This window comes from Frankia sp. R43, assembly GCF_001306465.1.
In the GTDB taxonomy this organism is placed as follows: domain Bacteria; phylum Actinomycetota; class Actinomycetes; order Frankiales; family Frankiaceae; genus Parafrankia; species Parafrankia irregularis.
The window spans coordinates 310,599-330,635 of sequence record NZ_LFCW01000003.1; the positions used below are offsets into that span (position 1 = coordinate 310,599).

13 protein-coding genes are annotated in these 20,037 nt (G+C 63.6%); 7 read left to right on the forward strand and 6 right to left on the reverse strand.

The features are described from left to right. Positions 1–106 precede the first annotated feature (106 nt). From ACG83_RS14975 to ACG83_RS14990, 4 genes are read right to left on the reverse strand one after another with little or no spacing between them, the layout of a single operon-like run. The gene (locus tag ACG83_RS14975; RefSeq protein WP_054566830.1) at positions 107–2,053 is read right to left on the reverse strand and encodes a hypothetical protein; all 1,947 of its coding nucleotides are present in this window, start codon (positions 2,051–2,053) and stop codon (positions 107–109) included. Further along, the gene (locus ACG83_RS14980; protein ID WP_054566831.1) at positions 2,050–3,222 is read right to left on the reverse strand and encodes a 5'-methylthioadenosine/S-adenosylhomocysteine nucleosidase; all 1,173 of its coding nucleotides are present in this window, start codon (positions 3,220–3,222) and stop codon (positions 2,050–2,052) included. Before ACG83_RS14980 ends, ACG83_RS14975 begins: the two co-directional genes overlap by 4 nt. Then, positions 3,182–3,973, reverse strand: coding sequence for an NUDIX domain-containing protein (locus tag ACG83_RS14985; protein WP_054566832.1), 792 nt, complete (start codon positions 3,971–3,973; stop codon positions 3,182–3,184). Before ACG83_RS14985 ends, ACG83_RS14980 begins: the two co-directional genes overlap by 41 nt. Further along, on the reverse strand, positions 3,963–4,613 hold the full coding sequence (locus tag ACG83_RS14990) for a toll/interleukin-1 receptor domain-containing protein (protein WP_083473263.1): 651 nt from the start codon (positions 4,611–4,613) through the stop codon (positions 3,963–3,965). Before ACG83_RS14990 ends, ACG83_RS14985 begins: the two co-directional genes overlap by 11 nt. 368 nt (positions 4,614–4,981) lie before the next feature. Here ACG83_RS14990 and ACG83_RS47605 point away from each other — a divergent pair, with 368 nt between their 5' ends. The 3 genes from ACG83_RS47605 (at position 4,982) to ACG83_RS15000 (ending at position 5,774) form a co-directional block, all read left to right on the forward strand. Beyond that, entirely contained in the window at positions 4,982–5,113 is a 132-nt protein-coding gene (locus tag ACG83_RS47605) for a hypothetical protein (RefSeq protein WP_255354736.1), read from the forward strand. Between the two features lie 86 nt (positions 5,114–5,199). Beyond that, positions 5,200–5,397 (forward strand): ribbon-helix-helix protein, CopG family, encoded by a 198-nt coding sequence (locus ACG83_RS14995; RefSeq protein ID WP_006541402.1) that lies wholly within the window; start codon positions 5,200–5,202, stop codon positions 5,395–5,397. Next, positions 5,394–5,774 carry a type II toxin-antitoxin system death-on-curing family toxin gene (locus ACG83_RS15000; protein ID WP_054566833.1) on the forward strand — a complete coding sequence of 127 codons (381 nt, stop codon included), beginning with the start codon at positions 5,394–5,396 and terminating at the stop codon, positions 5,772–5,774. Before ACG83_RS14995 ends, ACG83_RS15000 begins: the two co-directional genes overlap by 4 nt. A gap of 919 nt (positions 5,775–6,693) precedes the next feature. On the opposite strand, the gene fxsT is transcribed toward ACG83_RS15000, so the two are convergent. After that, on the reverse strand, positions 6,694–9,225 hold the full coding sequence (fxsT, locus tag ACG83_RS42375) for an FxSxx-COOH system tetratricopeptide repeat protein (protein WP_083473264.1): 2,532 nt from the start codon (positions 9,223–9,225) through the stop codon (positions 6,694–6,696). Between the two features lie 926 nt (positions 9,226–10,151). On the opposite strand from fxsT, the gene ACG83_RS15005 reads away from it, so the two are divergent. The 4 genes from ACG83_RS15005 to ACG83_RS42380 all read left to right on the forward strand — a co-directional run bounded on the left by ACG83_RS15005 (position 10,152) and on the right by ACG83_RS42380 (position 18,340). Next, a complete protein-coding gene (locus tag ACG83_RS15005; RefSeq protein WP_054566834.1) occupies positions 10,152–11,318 on the forward strand; it encodes an SAVED domain-containing protein in 1,167 nt (388 codons plus the stop codon). 91 nt (positions 11,319–11,409) lie between these two features. Further along, complete coding sequence (locus tag ACG83_RS15010; protein ID WP_054566835.1) at positions 11,410–12,438, forward strand: cyclic GMP-AMP synthase DncV-like nucleotidyltransferase; 1,029 nt, start codon at positions 11,410–11,412, stop codon at positions 12,436–12,438. A 15-nt stretch (positions 12,439–12,453) separates the two neighbouring features. Then, complete coding sequence (locus ACG83_RS15015) at positions 12,454–14,199, forward strand: ThiF family adenylyltransferase (RefSeq protein WP_054566836.1); 1,746 nt, start codon at positions 12,454–12,456, stop codon at positions 14,197–14,199. A gap of 544 nt (positions 14,200–14,743) precedes the next feature. Then, positions 14,744–18,340 carry an NB-ARC domain-containing protein gene (locus tag ACG83_RS42380; protein ID WP_161934761.1) on the forward strand — a complete coding sequence of 1,199 codons (3,597 nt, stop codon included), beginning with the start codon at positions 14,744–14,746 and terminating at the stop codon, positions 18,338–18,340. 872 nt (positions 18,341–19,212) lie between these two features. Here ACG83_RS42380 and ACG83_RS15025 read toward each other — a convergent pair. Continuing rightward, complete coding sequence (locus ACG83_RS15025; RefSeq protein WP_235497915.1) at positions 19,213–19,962, reverse strand: hypothetical protein; 750 nt, start codon at positions 19,960–19,962, stop codon at positions 19,213–19,215. Positions 19,963–20,037 lie beyond the last annotated feature (75 nt).

The following is a 20,037-nucleotide window of genomic DNA, read 5'->3' on the forward strand; positions in this document are numbered from 1 at the left end:
GGCCAGCCGTGCTGTGCAGTCGGGTCATCGCCGTCGAGTCCCAGCCCATGTGGTCGGCCAAGGTCTGCTCGCCGCCATCAGTGTAGGAGCCCTGCCCGCCTCCGGGTCAGGCGGATGCGGCCCGCTGGAACCAGCCCCGGCCGTCCGCGGCGATGCCTTCCAGGATATTGATCGTGTGCTGGAGCCCACCGGCGTCCTGGGTGAGCCTGGCCACCTGCTCGGGAGTCTCGCCTTCAGCGAGCTCCTCCGTGGTCGTCTCGGTCATCCGCACCTGGATTCTCTGGTTGTTCACCAGAACGAGCTCGAAATTCTGAATGTTCCCGGTGCTGCGGGCGACGCGCAGGGAGGCGACTGCGTCGAAACGGTAGTTCAGGCGCCCTTGGTCGGTGAACTCTCCTGTCGTGAAGTCCAGTACTGAAACGAAGGTCCGGACGCCGTTGGTGGTGAGGAGATAGACCTCGATCTCATACTTCTCGTAGCGCCATGGCCCCTGCTGGACCCGGGCACGTTTGCCGACCTGCTTCTCGATGAATGCATGGGCGATGACGTCGCTCGCCGCCAGTCGATAATGACACAGCGCGCGATCGAGCAGCAGCTTGCGGTCGCAGTCCAGCCACGCGGCCATCTCTTGGTCGTGCGGCTTATCGGCCAGCTTGGCGTGCCACCGCTCGTATCCGGCCCATCGCGCCGCAAGTATCTGGTCGTGCTGCTCTTTTTCAGCCGCGTACCGCCGCTGCTCACGTTCGACTGTCAGCCGGGCGCGAACATGAAAGCGGCTTGCCGCAGTGACGACGAGTGTCGTCTCGATGGCGAGGAGAACATCGACTCCGAAGGTTGTGCTGAGTACGCGCAGGCCTCCGATTCCGAGCACTGTGATCCCGCCGAGGCCGACAGCGCTGAGCCTCGGCATCTCGCACGGCTCGCGGGTGTAAATGAGACTATCGTCATCTTTCGCCATGTTCCTAATGTGACCGGCCTCGTGGCGCAGTAGCCAGGCGACCCGGCCCACGTCGATCCGGGATTCCCGATAAAGCTCGATGATCTCGTTACCGATGCTTCGTCGCGTTGCCTCCGACCGCCACAACCAGTCCGTGGCTGTTAGGTTGCGCGGATGGTATTTTCCGACGTAGTAATCGAATTTTTCGCGTACCTCGCTCGCAAACCCGCCGGAACGTGTGACTGCGTCCGGGTCGGCCTGGATATAGCCCGGATGCCACGCGTGACCGCGTTCAACAGCGACTAATCCTATAGTGACGAGAAGAGAACATCCGAGCATTTCCCAGATTCGCCCGGTTGCTATCAGGTGCGCGGCAACGTAGGCGGCCCAGGCCGCGAGAAGAACGGCCGATCCATTGGCGTACAGGCGGATTCTCGCGGGGATCACGGGAGAGCGTGCCTTGCGCGCCCTAGGCCCGATCGGGATCGGTTCGAAGAACTTCCAGACCCGATCTATGCGCGCGCCATCCAGCTGCTTCTCGCGGGCCTGAGCGAGCGCACGATCCCACATCTCGTCCTCGAGAGGTCCCTCCAGGAACTGCTCCAGGTGCCGCAGGATCAGGGATCGTTGCGGGATAGAAAGGTTGTCGAGCTCCTTCATCGCATCCGTGACGCCGGTGCTCGTTCCCCGGACCGGCTCCGTGAGCAGGAGCACCACGCGTAGTGCTTGGGTCCAGGGATCGGAGCTCGGCTCAGGTAGGTCTGCCTGCAGCTCCCGCAGATGCCGTGCCTCCGCAGCGGATAGCTCATTCCGCGACCGCCCGCTGACCAAGGCCAGCAGCCAGAAGAACAGCACCTTCTCGGATCGTCCGGGACTGACGACGGCCTCACGTATGAGCTCCCGGGCCTGCTCGGCCATGCCGCCATCCAGGTGATGCACACCGGCCTCGAACTTCTCCGCCGGCCCAGCGCCAGGAGGCAACATGTAGTTGTTGACGTCACCGTGTACCGTGCCCGCCTGCACACCGACCTGAGAGAAGCCGTCGGCGACATTGGAAGAAGAACCCGGCTCGGGCTGGGTATCCGAGCCCGGGGAGGCGTCCCAGCCGCCGATCACGACAAGCCCTGGGCGAGGACGATCACCATGCCGATCTTCGCGGCGAGGTCGGCGACGTCACCGATCAGCCCGCGGACCTTCTTCAGCGCCATCAGGATGGCACCACGGTTGGCCGGTGCGTCGGCTTGGAGCGCCTCGTCGGCCGCTCGGAGCTCGGCCTCGGCGGCGACATAGGTCTCCTCATCGACGTCGCCGGCCGTGCGCGCGGTGTCCAGATGGGCGCGGAAGCGGGCGAGCGCCGTGGGCAGGTCGGCCGGAGCTGCCTCGCCGGGGCCACCGACCTGCACGTTGCCGTACATGACTCCGGTCTGCGCACCGACCTGCGCATTGCCCGAGGCGATGTTGCGGATGTTCTGCTTCGGCGCCTGCATGGTGGATGTCCTCTCGATCGTGGTCTCGGCGGCATCAATCCGTCCGATGTCCGCTGACAGTTCCTCGGCCAGCGCCGTGGCGAACGCTGCCGCGTTCGCCACGGCGCGCTCCTGCCACAGCTGACGGTCAGTCGCTTCCTTAGTGCCGTCGGCGTGGTCACTGATGCCACGAACGACAACGACCGGCAGCGAGCCGTTCAGCTGCCCGGCCTGGCTGGCTCCGGCTCCCTCCATCTCGATGGCGAGGGCGTCGTTGTAGTGCTGATACAGCCAGCGGGTCAGGGCGGAGACCGACGAGTTCAGCACCACCTCCCCAGCCGCGATCGGCCCGAAATGGATCCGCGGCAGCGCGCCCGCCTCGACCGGCGGTCGTATCCACGACTCTGTCCGGGAGAGGTGACGGGCGATCTGTTCGGCGCGGTGCGACAGTGGCCAGGCGCGGGGCCGCCCCCAGAGCCCGTCGTCTTCGCTGGTCGCGCCGTGGAAGGCGTACACCTGGGTGGCCACCACGACGTCGCCTAGAGCGATGTGCCGATACAGCCCGCCGGCGATCCCGACGAACAGCAGCGCCGTCGTTGCGAACTCCGCGATCGCGCGTTCGGCGAGGACCGCGGTTGACTGGTTGCCCACGCCGACATGAGCCAGGGCTATCTCGCACCGGCCGTCGCTGAGCTGGCCGACCTCGAATCGGGTTCCCTGCGGATGACGGCGCAGACGAATATCGACCAGATGTTCACGAATTGCCTGATATTCCAGGTCAAGTGCGGTCAGGATGACGATGGGTCGAGCTTTCGCCATGCTCGTTTCCCCCTTTTTGTGTATGGAAGTCGGCGGCGCCCGCCAGGTCGGCGGACCGGACAATCGGTGGCGACAGAACGGCGCTCGGGCCGGCCCGGAACAGGCGGGAAGGCCGCCCGATGGCCGTTCTTCGCTCTTCACCGGTCGGGACGATGAACCCGTCGGACTTCTGCACTTTGCGATAGAAGTTCCTGGGGTCGAGCCGCATTCCCCAGACCGTTTCGTAGACAGCCTGCAGATCGCCGATGGTGAAAACGGGCCCGCAAAACGCGGTGGCGAGCGCTGAGTGCTCAAGTTTGACTCGCGCGCGCTCCACCCCGTCCGTGATGATTCGACGGTGGTCGAAGCCGAGGGATAGATCGCCGGAGAGCACCCGGTCCGTCGGCTGCCATCTTGCGGCCGCCGCGTCCGTTCCCGCGACCGGTTCCGGCAGCCGCGGCGCGACCGCGAGATAGGCCACTGAGACAACGCGGCCCCGAGGATCCCGGCCGGGTTCACCGTAGACGCCAAGCTGCTCCAAGTGCAGGGCCGCGGCGTCTAGGCCCGCCTCCTCCACGAGTTCTCGCCGCGCCGCCGCGGCAATGTCCTCCTCGGCGTGTGCGAGGAAGCCTCCCGGTAGGGCGAGCGCACCCTGGTAGGGCTCGATTGCCCGCTCTATGAGAAGGACTCGCAGGCTTGTCTCGCGCAATGTCAGAACGACGAGGTCGACCGCGAGCAGGACCGTCGGTGGCCTCCAAGGATCATCGATCACACTGTGAGAGTAGCTTTTTGTATGTCTGACAGGAAGTGGTGTCGGCTGGCGGACAGTATCGGCGCGGCGCGTGGGCAGCGCCTTCAGCGACCCCAGCGGCCCCCCGCCGATCGAGGTGCCACGTGCAGGACTTGTGCCGGTGCTGCCTGTTTGCTGGTGGGAATGGTGGAGCGGTGGTGGGTTTCGCTCGCCCGCCGGAGGCGGCGAGTTCGGCGGCGCGCAGCAGGTCCGCGTGGGCGATGTCCTGGGGGACGCCAAACAGGTCGAAGGGGACGACTTGGCCCAGCAGACCTGGCCGGGGGCGGTCCTCGACGCGTGCGATGAGGAGCTTGTGCCTGGCGCCGGTCGGATCCGTCGACCAAGCGGCCTGCCATTCGGCGGCGCCGTAGATGGAGCGGGTGTAGGCGGCGGAGAGGACGGCGATCGTCTGCCGCGCGGCCGCGGCGCCTTGGTCCATGCTTCGTACCCAGTTCGAGCCGGGGACGAAGTCCCGCGCTTGGATCAGGACGCGATAGCTCGCGTCCTCGAGGGTCCAGGCGATCCACTCGGCCCAGGGCTGGTCGGTCTGGGTGTAGGAGACGAAGAAGTCCCACCCCGCGCCGCTGCCGCTGATGCTCTGCGTGTTGCCCCCGTTGCTCACCCGGACGATGTGCCACCGGGTCAGGCCGGGTCAGACCGCGCTGGTACGGCGTTGGGCCGGTGCCCGCGCCGGGGCCGGGGCGCGCGAGCGGTGTGCTGTCGGCGTGCTGGTCGTTCCGCCGGCCAGGGACCCGCCAGGGCTCTTCTACGGCTGGTAAAAGTGCGAAAGTTATCAGGTGTCCGCGCGCTGTGCGTCGGCGCGGACGGGCTCGGACGGCCGGTTCTGGGCTCATCTCCCAGGTCATGGGGCATGCAGGGCTCCAGCTGGGTGCGCTGGCGGGAGGTGATCCGCGCCTTGCGGCGAACCGCCTCCCCGCATCCGTTCAGCGGATCTTGAAATGCGAAGCCACAGGTCAGGGCGGGTATTTTGTGCACCCAACCAGCATTAATGCGAACCTGAACCTGCAGGTCAACGGCCCGACCGTGTCCGTCGAGCCCGTCCACTCGAAGATCCGGCGGTCCGGCTACACCGGCAATGCGAACGCCAAGAAGATCGGATAGGAACCGTGCGCCGCTAGGAACCGGGCGCCGCGGCCACGGCACGAGTCCCGGTGTGGTATCGGCGGTGATACCGTCGAGTGGTGGCGATGACACTGCGCTTGACGGATGACGAGGCAGAGGCTTTGCGCCTGCGTTCGGAGCTGGAGCAGCGGTCGATGCAGGAGATCGCCCGGGAGGCGATCCGGGAGTACATCGAGGCACACAGTCGGGCGGAGCTGTTGGATCAGGTGTTGGACGAGGAGCTGCCGCGGTACGCGGAGGCGCTCCGCCGGCTTGGCGAATGATCTACCTGACGCTTCGCGAACTGCTGTACATCGCCGAGCGGGCCATCGGCTCCGAGCCGGTAGTGAGGGATCACGGCCTGCTCGAGTCCGCTCTCGCGCGCCCGCGGGCGACGGTGTTCGGCCGAGATGCCTATCCCACTCTCGACGGCAAGGCCGCCGCGCTCCTGCATTCGCTGGCCCGCAACCATGCCCTCGTCGATGGGAACAAGCGGCTCGCGCTCGCCGGTCTGATCGCCTTCTACGGCGTCAACGGCCGCCGCCTGACGCTGACCAACGATGAGGCCTACGACCTCATCATGAGCATCGCCTCCGGAGTCCTCGATTCTGTCGAGGACATCACCAAGATCCTCGAAGGGGCGACCCGCAGTCGTCGGTGAGAACCGGACATGTCTCGGCGTATCGGGCTCTGCTCCTGCCCGCATCGACGACGAGGGTCGCACCCAAAACGCGACGACACTGCCCATGGCCGTCACGTAGACCGCGTGCCTGCCCTGGGGACTCCTCGGTCTGCTCGGGTGGCCAATGGCCGCTCTGATCAGTGGCATACGGCGGGCCATCTTCCGTCGTCAGGGCCGTGCGCGAACTCGTTCTCGCAGCTCACGACCTTGATCGCGAGCTTGGGTGCACCCAACCAGCACTAATGCGAACCTAAACCTGCAGGTCAACGGCCCGACCGTGTCCGTCGAACCCGCCCACGCGAAAATCCGCCGTGCCGGCTACACCGGCAACACGCACGCTGGGCACCCCTGAGCCACCCGTCCGCCGGGCCTCCTGCCCCAGCGGACGGGATTGATCTCGTTGACGCGATGGGGCTTGGGAGATCTGCGGCCTCGCCGGAGCCTGCCCTGTGGGACCGCTGGGGTGGGTCAGCCCGCCCAGGCCTTCAACCGGGCCGGGTCGCGGTGGGCGCCGTCGCGGGGCCATAGCTGGACGCGCCACTCGTCACCCGGCTTCGTCGAACCCGGCCAGCCACGATGGACGAACCCGCGGCCGGTGATCAGCGCCGTGTATCGGCCCGCGGGGACCTCGAGCCGCAGGTTCTGAACGGTTGTCGTCGACTCGTACAGGAGCCCGAACTCGTCGACGTCGATCGACGCGCTGAACCCTCTGTGTCAGTCTCGGATGAGACACTCGCTTTACCGGGTTGGTCGTGGCGCAACATTCGTACGGCATGGCGGATTGTAGCGGGGATGCGGTTCGAAGGGGGTGTGGAGTCCTGTGGCGCTGGGTGGCATGACTACGGATATGGAGGTCGCATCGAACAAGGGAGAATCTCGGTCGCAAACAACGTCCAGTCTAGCTTGCCGGACTTTCAGAGGATTCCTGATGGCAAAGCTGGATCAGTAAATTCTTAGCATCTTGAGTTTCGGGATCGTCATCCCCGAGAGTAGCAACCCGGCGGGCGACAAGTTCCTGGGCCATTCGCGTAGCCTCCTGATTCTTTCCAAGTCCACGGAGGACGGTGACAAAATTGCTGGTTGCTGTAAGAGCGATGGGATGATCTTCACCAAGTGCTTGCCGAGACCGAACTAAAATGTCTTCCGCGAGTTCTCTTGACCGTTGGAGCTCGCCGAGACTAGCTAGGTCCCTGGCGAGGCTGCAGCCCGTCCTGAGCGTCTCGGGGTGATTCCGGCCGAGAGCGCGAAGCCGGAGCGTGAAGGTTTTCTCATGCAGTGCCATCGCCAAGGCGTACTCGCCGATATCTGCCAGTCGGTCGGCGAGATTGTGTGCCGAATACAACGTGATGGGATGATCCTCACCGTAGATCTGGCGGCGGCGGGCTAGCGTATCCTCGTCCAATGTACGTGCTGCGTGATATTCACCAAGGTCCGCGAGCGCCAATGCAAGGTTGTTTGCTGAAGCGAGTGTGTCGGGATGATTGCCGCCGAGCAATCGCCGACGGCGCATCAGGGTGTCTTCCTCAAGTGGCCGAGCTTCCGGATGTCCGGGGCGTAGGGTCGCAGCCTGCCGCTGGGCCGCGGCCAGCGTGTCCGGATGGTCGTCGCCGAAATGAGCGGACCAGCGTTCCCGGGCCTCCCGGGCGAGCTTGTTGGCAGCCAGAGCGTTCCCGGCGTGTTCAAGGTAGCGAGCGAGGGCAAGGGCAAGCCGCCGCCAACTTTCGGTGCCGATCATATCGGTTTGCTGCCAGAGCGTTTGGACATGGGGTGTGAGTGCGCGATAGCTTGGCCAAGTGCCGGGATCATTAGGGTCGCCGGGGTGGGCGGATGCTAGTAGATTCTGCGCATTTCCAATCACGGTCGCCTGCGTCCCGAGAGGCAGCTGGGTGCGGAGGAGTGTCTGTACTAGCGGATGTACGTACAAGGTGGTGCCGCTTCTTCGTGCGAGGGCCAGCCGGACAATCGCTTCGATGGTCTCCGGAGCCACACGTGGAGCTGCGATAGGGAGGTCGAGGTGGTTATTATTGAGTGTGGACCCGTCGGCCGAAATTGGGATGGGTTCGGGTGCGAGAAAGGCGAGTTGGTCCAGCAGTGATGCGGCCGGCGGGTGCTGCTCCGCCAGGCGTCTATAGGCAGCTGAAACGGTCGCGGTTAGTCCGGGATGATGGAGAGTCTCCTCGGCAAGGGCGAGTTGCGGTTGCCTCCGCAATAGATCCAAATAGCCGCCTGCTGTCATCTCGGTATCGGCCAGATAGGATCCGGCTTGGTCGACAGCCAGCGGCAGGTCGCTGACGGCTTGCGCGATCTGATTGGCGTCTGTGTCGGTTAGGGAGGGAACGTGTCGACGGAGTAAGGCCACGGATTCGACGCGTGTGAACTCGGCTACATGAATCAATTTCCCTCCCAGCCTTCTTGCGCGCGGATCCCGGCACGTAATAATTAGATGCCCTGTCGAGGGGGGTATTAGCTTGGCGACTGCCGCTAGGTCGGCCACATTGTCGTAGATCAGCAGCCATCCCTGTATGCGGCCGAGTTCGGCGAGTGCAAAATGCGATCGGGTCCGCGGGTTTCCGTGGCCCTGCCCGAGGTGGACGGCGAGCTCTATGAGGCCTGCTGACAACCCGGAGGCCGTTTCCGCGTCCAACCACCAAACTAGCTTGTAATTCGCAGCCTGTCGCCAGGCATATTCGGCAGCGAGCTGTGTCTTGCCGGCCCCCCCGATTCCTACAAGGGTGGCGATTTTCGTGTTGCTGGATTGGTCGGTGAGCGCGGTCTGAATCGCGCCGTGTAGATCGACTCGCTCGGTGAAAAACGAGTTGCGAGCAGGAACTGATCCCCAAAGAGGGGGCAGTTTTCCAGGGAACACCTCGTCGCGTGATGACGGCAGCAGGAGGTGTGGGTCAGATCGAGGGAAAGGCGTTGGTCTAGACGCTCGCGCTGCCTGTGGGCTAACGGGGAATGCGGGTGCGGCGTCGGGTTTTGCTCGCCCGCTGGAGACGGCAAGGTCGGCGGCGCGCAGCAGGTCCGCACGAGCAGCGTCCTGCGCGATGCCGAACAAATCGAGGGATACGACCTGGCCGAGGAGGCCGGGTCGGGGGCAGTCATCGACGCGTGCGACGAGGAGTTTGCGCGTTGCGCCGGTGGGATCGGTGGACCAGGCGGCCTGCCACTCGGCGGCGCCGTAGACGGAGCGGGTGTAAGCGGTGGAGAGGATCGCGATGGTGCGTTCTGCGGCGGCGACGCCTTGGTCCATTCCGGTGATCCAATTTGAGCCGGGGGTGAAGTCCCAGGCCTGGATCAGGACGCGGTAGCCGGCGTCTTCGAGGGTCCAGGCGATCCACTCTGCCCAGGTCCGGTCGGTCTGGGTGTAGGAGATGAAGAAGTCCCACCCGTCACCGTTGGTGCTGTGCGTGGTGCCCCCGTTGCTCACCCGGACAGTGTGCCACCGGGACAGGCTGGACAGACCGTGCTGGTACGGTGTTGGGCCGTTGCCTGCGCTCGGTGGCCGGTCGGGGCTGCGGCGCCGTGAATGGTCTGTGCCGGAGAGCTGGTCGTTCCGCCTGCCAGGGATCCTGTAAAGGATCTTCTACGGTTGATAAAACTTGGAAAGCTATCAGGTGTCTGCGCGCTGTGCGGCGGCGCGGACGGGCGTGGACGGCCTGATCTGGGCTGAAGTCCCAGGTCGCGGGGCCTGTCGGGCGTTGGCGGAGCGCGCCAGTGGGAGGTGGGTTCTCCCTCTCGCTGCAGAACTTCCCAGCATCCGCCTGACGGATCTTGAACTGTGAAGCCGCAGGTCAGAGTGGGTGTTTTGTGTACCCAACCAGCATTAATGCGAACCGAAACCTGCAGGTCAACGGCCCGACCGTTTCCGTCGAGCCCGTCCACGTGAAGATCCGACGGGCAGGATACAACGGCAACGCGAATGCCAGGAAGATCGGGTAAGAGCCGATGGGGATGACCGCGCTGCTTGTCGGGCCGGATAGATAGGGTCACGCCAGAGCGGTGCTGACCGGCGCCACCCGCAGGCCCTGACCCCCAGCAGTGCGCGGCCTGATCGCGTCTCTATGTGGCCGATCGGATCGTACCGCCTGAACACTATGCTTGAGTGGCAGGACGCGGTGGCTCGGACGGGGCCCACTCGCTGTGATTGGCAGACCGCTGCCGCGAGGTCTTCATCTCGCTCGTGCTGCAGCGACGGACATCGCGCTGGGCGGCGGGGCGTCGTCTGTCAGCCCCGCCCGACCGGTCATGAGCCATTGATTTCGGCGAGCATGTCAGCGGTGAGGTCGCCTATGACATGACGTGGTGGCGTATGGCCGTCCGGATCTGTCGGACCCTCCCGGTAGCTTCTGATCTATGGCGTTGAACCAGGTCCGGGACACCTCCGTCAAGCGGGGAAGCATCAAGGCCGCGGTGCGACTCGCTGTCTGGGCGCGAGCCGCCGGGTGCTGCGTCATGTGCTCCACCAGCCTGCTCGAGCACCGCAATTTCTTCCACACCGTCCTGGTCGGAGAACTGGCGCACAACGTCGGCGCCACGGCCACTCCTGGCTCGCCCCGCGGGATGGCCGAAGAACTCGCGGATCGGGAAGCGGAGGAGAACCTCCTGCTGCTCTGCCACGCCTGCCACCGTCTGATCGACGATGAGGATCATGCCCCGTACTTCACGACCGAGCGGCTCCGTGGTCTCAAGAAGGCGCATGAGGATCGTGTCCGGGTGGCCGCCACCAGCGGTGGGCTGCGGCGGACCGCGGTGATCCGGATGGGCGGTCTGGTGCGGGGGGCCACGGCCTTCGCGTCTCAGCGGCAGACAGCCGACGCGCTCCTGTCCGACGGCTATCTCGGCCTCGCGGACGGCCGATGGCAGGGAGACTTCGTCTGCCACATCCCCGGTGACCCGAGCCGCTCCTCCTACTGGATCGCCGGCCAGGAAGAGATCAACCACACTCTGGGACTCGTCGAGCAGGCGGTCGCGAGCGGGCAGGTCGACCACCTGTCGATCTTCGCGATCGCTCCGATCCCGCTGCTCGTGTACCTGGGCTCTCGGCTTGACGACAAGACGGACACGCAGCTGTACCAGAAGCACCGCGACGGAGACCAGGGCTGGCGCTGGGACAAGACCGCCCCGATCCACGACTTCTCTACCGTCGCCACCCTGGACTCCGCCCCGGCCACGGAGGTCGTCCTCGCCGCCTCCCTCACCGCGGAGGTCCAGAAGTCCAACCTCCCGGATGCACTGGGGGGGCTGCCGTACTTCGAGATCAGGCCCGAGGCTGATCGCTTCGGTCCTGGTCTCTTCGCACACCCGGACACGTTGCGGAACTTCGCCGACCGTTGGCGGAACCTGCTCGCCGAAGTCGAAGCGAGATGCCCTGGAGCCGCGAGGTGGCACCTCGTCGCTGCCGCGCCGCTGTCTTCCGTCATCGAGATGGGACGCGCCTTTATGCGCGGGGCGCAGCCTCCCACCGAGGTGTACGAGCGGCAGGGCGACACCTACGCGCCTGTCGTCCAGGTCAACACGTGACCGGCCACCGCTTCGACCTCGCCCACACGCACACGACCGGATCGGAGACGCCGGTCACCGCATCGCCAGTAACCACCACGGGGGACGCCCAATGAGACACACCGACTACTTCGACAGCTTCATGAAGAACACGGTCAACCTCAGCCAGTACAACCTGGACCTGCTCGCCAGCCGCGTCGATGCCATCTACGCGGCGCTCAAAGCGGATCCGGACCTCGGCCCGCGACTCGTCAAGAAGATCCCGCAGGGCTCCTGGGCACAGGAGACGATCATCAACCCGCAGAACGGCAAGCCGTTCGACGCCGACTTCCTCGTTCAGATGACGGAGGAGGCCGACTGGTCAGACGACGTGCAGCAGTACATCAACGCTGTCTACAAGGTCATCCACCACCACTCGATCTACGGCGACATGCCGCACAGCCGCAAGTGCCGCTGCGTGTACGTCGAGTACGCGAACAACAGGATGCACGTCGACATCGTCCCGTACGTCATCCTCACCGACGGCCGTCAGGTGATCATCAACCGGGATGACAACGCGTTCGAGACCACCGACCCATCCGGCTTCACCCAGTGGATGAAAGACAAGGACAAGATCGCCAACCGCAAGCTGCGCAAGGTCATCCGCCTCCTGAAGTTCCTGCGCGACCACAAGGACTCCTTCACCGGCACCAAGTCGATCCTCCTCACCACCCTTCTCGGGATGCAGGTCGAGGAATGGAAGAAGATCCTTGACCCCGGCTACTACAGTGACCTGCCCACCGCCCTGCTGCACATGGTCGGCGACCTGGACGCCTGGCTCCAGGCACGCCCCACCAAGCCGTCCATCGCCGACCCGTCGAACCAGGTTGTCACTTTCGACCACCGGTGGAGCGAGGAGACCTACGCCTACTTCCGTGACCGCATCCACGTCCACGCGGCCGAGATCCGCGACGCCTACGAGGAGACCGACGAGGAGGAGAGCGTCAAGAAGTGGCAGGCCCTGTTCGGTGACAAGTTCCAGGCGCCGGAGGCCTCGTCGTCCAGCAGGAAGTTCGGAGCCGCTGGAGCGGCGGCCGGCTTCACCGGCGGTACCAACCTTCCTCGCATCTCCTCGTCCGGCCGATCCGGTCGAGCCGGGTAGCGAATCGAGTCGGTGGTGACGAAGCGGAAGCGTGTCCGGTTCACGGACTGGCAGGAGTCAGCCGTCCGTGAGCTGGACGCGGTCGCAGTCGCCCTACCGGGCGAGTTCCGACTGCTCGACCGCCCCAGGCTGATCGACCGCGGGTTCGTTCAAACCCGCATCCGCCTGCGGACCGCCGACCTGCCCCGCGCCCCGCGCGGCCTTCCCCTGCACGAGTACGAGGAGTTCTTGCTGGGAATCGGCCCTATTCGGCCGGTGCCGCCGTCCGTCGAGGTCGACCATGATCGGTTCATTGGCTACCCGCATGTGCTAGAAGGGCGACGGCTGTGCATCTACCTGGATCCTGCGCGGGAGTGGAACCCGCAGCGAGGATTCGCCGGTGCGATCGATCGGCTGCACGACTGGCTGGCAGACGCGGCGGCAGCACGGTTCAACCCCGACGCGGCCCTACACCACGCCGTCGGCGGCATCCTCCATCGCACGCCGGGCACCCCCACCATCGTCGTTCGTGAATCCGGCACGCCGGCCAAGGCACGACCCGCCTTCCTCACGGTGCGATCACCACACCGGTATGACCTTCACTACGACGGCGGTCACCCAGACCAGCACCGAACCGTGCTCTTCCAGGTGGCAGGCCCCCTACCTCTCGGCGCGGGGACCCGGCTATCCGACCTGCTGACGCGGCTCGACACCGCGAGCGCGCCCGGGGCCCCCGTCACTCCGCGGCCCCGGCCTCAAGCAGAGGCCTTTCTCGCGGCGCTCGCGGCTGCCGCCATCCGAAACCCGGCGCGCACACCCCAAATGTTCATCCTCGCGGTCCCTCACCCCACCGGCGGACCGCCGCATCTCCTCGCAGGCCGAGTGCCCGCCACAACGGCCGACGAACTGCGGCGACTCGTCCGCCAGCGCCGCGACCCCATGATCAGAATCGATACTGAGGCGCTCGACATCCAGACACCTGTGGAGTGGTGCACCGTGTCCGACGAACGGGACAGCGTCACAACCCGACGCGACACCAGCCGTCCCACCAGCGCCTACCTAGGAAAAACCATCCACATCTGGGGCTGCGGCGGTTTGGGGTCCTGGATCGCGGAGTTCACCGCCCGCGCGGGCGCCAGACGCCTCGTCCTCTGCGACCCTGGCACCGTCACCGGAGGACTCCTGGTCCGTCAGGACTTCACCGAGGACGACATCGGCGAAGCGAAAGTAGAGGCACTGCGAAAGCGCCTCGCCGCCATCCGCGACGACATCGAACTCGAGGCGTATGTCGGGCTCATCCCAGACAACTTCGCCACGCTCCTCGCGGAGGCTGACCTCGTCATCGACGCCACCATCTCTCGCGCCATCGGTCAACTGCTCGACGACCTGGCTCCAGCGACGGTGCGCCCACTGCTCGCCCAGGTCGCAACAGACGCGGGAACCAGCACTCTCGGACTGCTCACCGTCAGCGACCCTGCTAGTCCTGCTGGGCCTTACACAATCGACCAACAGGCCGGCAGACGAGTCATCGCCAACGGCGCACTGGAGCCTTTCCACACCTTCTGGAAAGACGTGTCCGCTCAGGACGAACTCATTCCGACCCGGGGCTGCTCGGTACCCACCTTCCACGGCTCCGCTGCCGACATCGCTGCCGTCGCCGCCAGCCTCACCTCCCTGCTCGGCAGCCACCTCGCAAGCACCGATCCGGTATCCGGCACCCACCTGATCGGACTGCCGCATTCACCCGCAGGACCCTTCCGCCGCTTCATCCCGGCGGTCTGACGCTGCTGACCGCGATCATGGGAGCCGAGCCGCCCGGCCCAGCGCACGTATCGGCCAGAGCATTAGCGGCCGGACACCTCAAACCACCCGCCAGACCGTGGTGCCCTCAGACGACTGTCGACAAACGCGTCTCGCGGGGAGCGTTCCTGCGGTTGGCGACGCCCGATCCAACCGAAGCGGGTAGAGCCCCGACGGTCGCAACGCCGTGACGAGGTCGTAGCCTGGCGCTTTTGCTTTGACAGACACAGCTTGATCAGCATTGTCAACCTGGAGGGGGTGATGACGGTCGTAGTCCTCAAGAGACAGCGGACACCTAGCTATCTCTTGAGTATCCCGCCTGCGGCGGCTGTGTCCCCGCCCGGGAGGCGGCCACGAGTGACCAGTGGGTCGGTGGTCACAGAACCGCGCGGCGGCCACCTGTGACGTCCTGAACGCGGCTGCTCCAGCAGCCTGGTCACGGACGAATCGTGGATCGGCAGATGCATGTCGGTGGATGGTTGTACCGTTCGGGAAGGCAGGCGCATGTCCGACGGGGAGCGAGACGATGGCACGACTGGACGGAGGCCGGGCAGCAGCTCGGGGCTTTCAATACCAGTATTTGCGAACGTTGGAAGCCATCTTGGTCGCTTCCGAGAAGCCGAGACATCACGCCTGTCGCGTAGAGGGACCGGTTGACCCGACGTCCCTCGGTGGGCAGGATGCAGTTGATTTTGATCTAGTTGATGATCTAGGAAAATGTTTGGTAGCCGCACAAGTCAAGAGTGCGACGCCGGGGCGTCGGCTCGGTGCTCCCGAAGCACTCTCCATTTTGGTGAAACTGGCGACGGCAACCGAATCTGAACGGTACAAGCTTATCACGCAGGCGGTTCCGGACGATACTTGTCAGGCATTCGCAAAAAGCCTCCGCGACTGCGAAGGAAACCCTGCCACTTTGCACTACAGACTCACCGGCTTGTTCGCCCGAGCGCCCAGATCGCTCGACCGAGTTACCTCGTTGTCTCCGATGCATCTGGCGCGCTTGAGTCGTTCAACCATAGAATTCGATCACCGCGAAATAGACGAGATTCGTGAGGATCTTCATTTCGCGATAAAATCCATTCGATTGAACTCTCAAGTTGGCTTGGGTAAACATTCGGGTGGATTGGTTTTGGGCTACTTGGTGTCCGAGACTCTCCGCCGGGCGGCCGATCCGAGCGCCTCCAGATGGACCTTATCCGAGTTTCGCGCAGACGTTTCTGTTGAGGAAGATATTCTCGGTGAGGCACTCGGGCGACGGGACTGGGGCGTAGTCGCCGGGCCGGTTCCTCCGATCCCCGATATTCCTCGCGACGAGCTCCTCGAGCGGATCAGTCAAAACTTCTCCTCGCCCGGAGTTCGGGAGAATTCACCTTCAGTCTGCGTGTTGACAGGCCTATCAGGAATCGGAAAGTCGAGCCTGGCTGCGGCCTTCACTGCATCGTTTGCGTACAGATACGATCTAGTGTTCTGGGTAGATGCTTCATCGGAAGACTCTCTAGTTGCATCCTATCTCCGTCTTTGGCGATTTCTCGCTGATTCCACGGATGATCGAGGAGATCAGATAGAAATTAGTCTCCTTCGCGAGCGGGTTCATGTGATCTTGCAGCAACTTCCGGGTCGATGGATGATAGTATTCGACGACGCCGCGCCGGATAGTGTTCGCTCCTGGCTACCTAGGTTCGGGCGAGGTCACATACTCATCACTTCAGTGAGACGCAATGGGTGGAACGATTTTCAAGGCCGGTTCGAAGTGGAACCGATGTCTCACGACGAGGCGCTAGGATTGTTGGCGCGGCGAATCCGAATTTCTGCCGGAGAGGTCGAACGCCACGCAGAAGCGCTTGCTGATCTGGTGCAAGTATTGGGCTATTGGCCGCTTGCCATTGAATTGGCAAGCGGCTACATCGTTAGCTGCGGGATTGATCTAGAGCGGATCGGGGACTATCGTGAGATGGTTCTGAGTCGTGCTATGGACGACGCATCTTCGCTACCCTTGGGTTACCCTCGTACGCTCGTCTCGGCTGTTCAAGTCGGACTTGAGCGCCTTGTTCGCACGGCCGAGCGGCAAACTGGGGTTCCGCTACGCCCCCTGGATCTACTGGGGCATATGTGCTTTGTCGGCCCGTCTCGGATCCCGGTACACCTTGCGATCGTAGCTACATTTATTCCACCCGAAGACGTACCGGGTGGACCCGTTACCGCCATGGTTATGGATGAGGCCGAAGGTGTTGTGCACGAAAACATCAGATTGCTTTTAGACATCTCGTTTATTCGCCGCTCTGAACCGCTCATCTCAACTGTTGATGATTATGTAGGAACCGATGCGACCGTGTCGATGAACTCGGTTTTGCAAGATATTCTTCGGCGTGAAATCGAGAAATATGGGGTCGCATCGACCTATATATCAAGAATGGCTTGTCATGTTGATCGATGGCTGAGTGTCGGCATGGAGGTCGGTCGTTCGGAATGGACTTGGGACGTCGCGCAGCATGCAATTTCACTGGCGGTCCATATTAGAAGACTTTCCATCAAGAGTAATATCTCGGCCCTGCTCATCGGAAATATTGCCGCGTTCCATGAGAGTCAGGGTAGGGCGGCCGAGGCCGCCGAACTGCTGGAACTTGAGCTTTCCTGGCTAGCCAAGATTGAGAACCCGAACGAGTTGCTTGCCATTCAAAGTAGAATTATTCTTGCCAAAATATATCAACATGGCGATATTGATGTACCTGATGGGCGCCTGTCCGAGCTCCTTACTGAAGATCTCTACAACTATATTGATACCATGTCCCAGCAGGAGCCGGACGCTGCCGTTTACCTTGCGACGAATGCGTTCTTTGTTCTGCAATCTCAGGTCCGCCGGGATCCGGGCGATATGCGTCTGCAGTCGCTACACGGTCGCTTCCTTGATCTGATTCAGAAGCTGCCTTCTACCCCAGTTACTGAGCTCATGAATGATCTTTCGTCAGTAGGGTATCACTTGGAAGCCGGCCGTCTTGCGGAAGCGGAGAGTTCCTCTCGGAGGATCCTTGCAGATGGCGATGGATCGCACGCCAGGCCTATTGTTGAAGCCCGCCGTCTTCTGATCGAGTCATTGGTGATGCAGGGTAGATGGAGCGAAGCCTCCGATGAGTTCGATCTTTTTTCCGCATACATGGGACGTCAATCGCTACACCAGTTTTCGGTCCAGTATCTTGTGCACAACGTCGGTTCGATGAGCGCCCTTCAGTGGGTCATTTGGGGGGATCAAGCGGCTGGCGATTTTCTCTGCCTTCTTCTCGATCGCTGCGGGTTGGATGATTTCCGAGATACTCTAACGTCTCAAGATCAATCAAGGATTGCGCTGATTGAGGTCGTCGCCGCGGCGGTGCGCGGGGATTCGAGTGAGTTCATCAAAAAGGCGAAGTCATTGAGCACTGTTTCCTTCGCCGAAAATGAAGATGATGCGATGCCCTGGGAACTGCTTCTGAGAGCGCTGCCAGCGCGGCTCTTCCATATCTTTGGTCGAAGCTATAATGATCAGCTACAGGCGCGCGGAGAAGAACTCCTCGAGTTGGCCGACGAGGGTACGTTGCGTGAGATAGAGAAGGTGCTGCGGAACGTCAAGGTTGATGCTTTTTCCGTGCTTGGCTCCCATCCGGCGCTAGCGCATGTAGGGCTAACGACGACTCGCATCCTTCTTGAAAGTCGAATGTTTAGTGATCTCACTATTCCGGTGCTTTTCCTCCAGCCGCACCGGCAAATTGTTGTGTCGGGTGTGACCCGCGAGCAAATAGTCGAATTACAGATTCAACGGATCTGCAACTCGGGATTCCGGCGAGTTTATGGAAATCACCTAAGTGTTCCCGAGGTTGCCGGCGCCGTAGTCCGTGCAGTCAATCGGACGCTGGAACTTGTTGATGCTGGCGGTGCCGTTCGCGCCATCGCAACGAATTTCTCTACTGCGGAATGGCTTGATTCGGTCCGCCGTCATCGTCGTGCTCTTGTCTTCTACGGCTTCGGATTTCGACTCGACGCGCCGAAGGCGAGGGATGCGATTTTCGCTTCCCCGGAGTCGTGGTCTGAGGCTCTCACTGGAGCAGCGCGACTGGGCCTGATAGCTGCGGGCTTAGTGGAGTGGAGATAGAATGAATGGATCTCCGCGTTCTGGGTGATGAACCTGCCCCGGAACTCCTATTCCGCGCAACCTAGTTACCCGGCAGTTGGGCTGGCGATGGCCTAATTCAATTGTGCGTATGCGTGGCAAGTGGGGCGCGCCTGCCAAAAAGAAGACCGCGCAACTTCGTTTCCGATTGATCTCGAATCATGGCGATCTGACTGTCGGCGCTCTGCCTGTTGTTGCGTATGCAATCTCTGTCGGACCACCGTAAGATCATGCGCAGGTCGCCTCTGGGTGCCTTCGGCTGGATGGGGAACGGGACGGCCGGGAAGGTGGGCGGCGCGGGCCCGCAGTGGCCCGGCATGGTCGAGGTCGACGCTGTCGAGTTGTTCGGCGATGACGACCAGTTGGGCGCAATGGCCACTTTCAGTGGTGGGCGCGTGGGTGAAGTGGGCTCGGACTTGTGCGGCGACCTTCGGTATGAGCAGGCTGTGGCAGTGGAGGGTGGCGGCGTCGTAGCCGGTGGGCGCCAGGCTCGCGGCGGCTGTCCGGAGAGCAGTCACGGGGCAGGTGGAGCAGGGCCGTAGAGATCTGACGGTGATCTGACAGAAGTTGCATACGCAACAACAGTCAGATCACCGTCAGATCATCTTCTGGCTGATGTGGGATCCTCCGCTGAATAGCGAGACTTGCCTGCAGGTCTCCGCCGGGTGCGAGACAGCTTCACCTCCCGGCACAGTGGCGGTGAGATTTCTCGTGGGCCAGTTCTGGCGAGCTCTGGGGGTCCAGAGCTGTCCACCGCCGCATGCCAGGCATTGGGGGCAGATGCTCGGCCCCAGCGCAGGCTCGGAACGCTGCCCAGTGGAGGAGCTGTTCCCGAGCATGGCCGTTGCGGCGTGTCATGTCTGTCCTGGCCTCGTGACGGTGCCTTCTCTCGGGCGGGGTATGGCGCGGCGGAGAAGATGTGTGGCGCGGATGCGCAGCAGCCCCGCATGATCGATACCGGTGCCGGAGGGGACGGCGTCGAGTAGCTCGGCGATGACGGCCAGTTCGGCGTACCGGCCGCTCTCGGTGAAGAGTACGTCTGCGAAGCGCGCCTGAACCTGTGCGGCGAGCGATGGCATGAGCAGGCTGTGGCAATGGAGGGTGGCGGCGTCGTAGCCGGAGGGTGCCAGGCCCCAGCCTTCCCAGTCGAGCACGCGGAGGGTGGGGCCGCAGAGGTTGGCCCAGTGCAGGTCTCCGTGCGCAGTTACCCACGGTGCGGGCGCCGTGGTGGTGATCGGTTCGCCGAGCATCCTGGGCATGACGTCGTCGAGGTTGGACTGCTCGATGGTGCGCCGGTCGGTGGAGACCGTGGCGAGGATGCGCAGGGAGTGGCGCAGTGCCTGGAACCATTGCCTGTTCGGTGAGTCGGTGAGCCGCCGCGGCACGGTGGTGACGGCGAGAGGTCGGACGTGGACGCGGTCGTACAGCTCGGCGCGGTAGTCCCAGCCGTCGTGGTGATGGTCGTGGATCGCGCGTAGCGCTGGGCGTGGGATGGATGCTGGCAGCGCCTGCTGTGCGGTGCGCCCGCCGTCCCAGAACGTGGTGATCTGCTGTCCAGCTTCGGCGGCGGCGATCCGCAGCCAGCCTGGGCTGTCGGAGGTCATTACCGGTCGGCCGAGAGTTCGTCCGGCGAAGCCCCACGCTTCCTCAGCCTGGGTCCGGTCGACCGTGACCCGGAG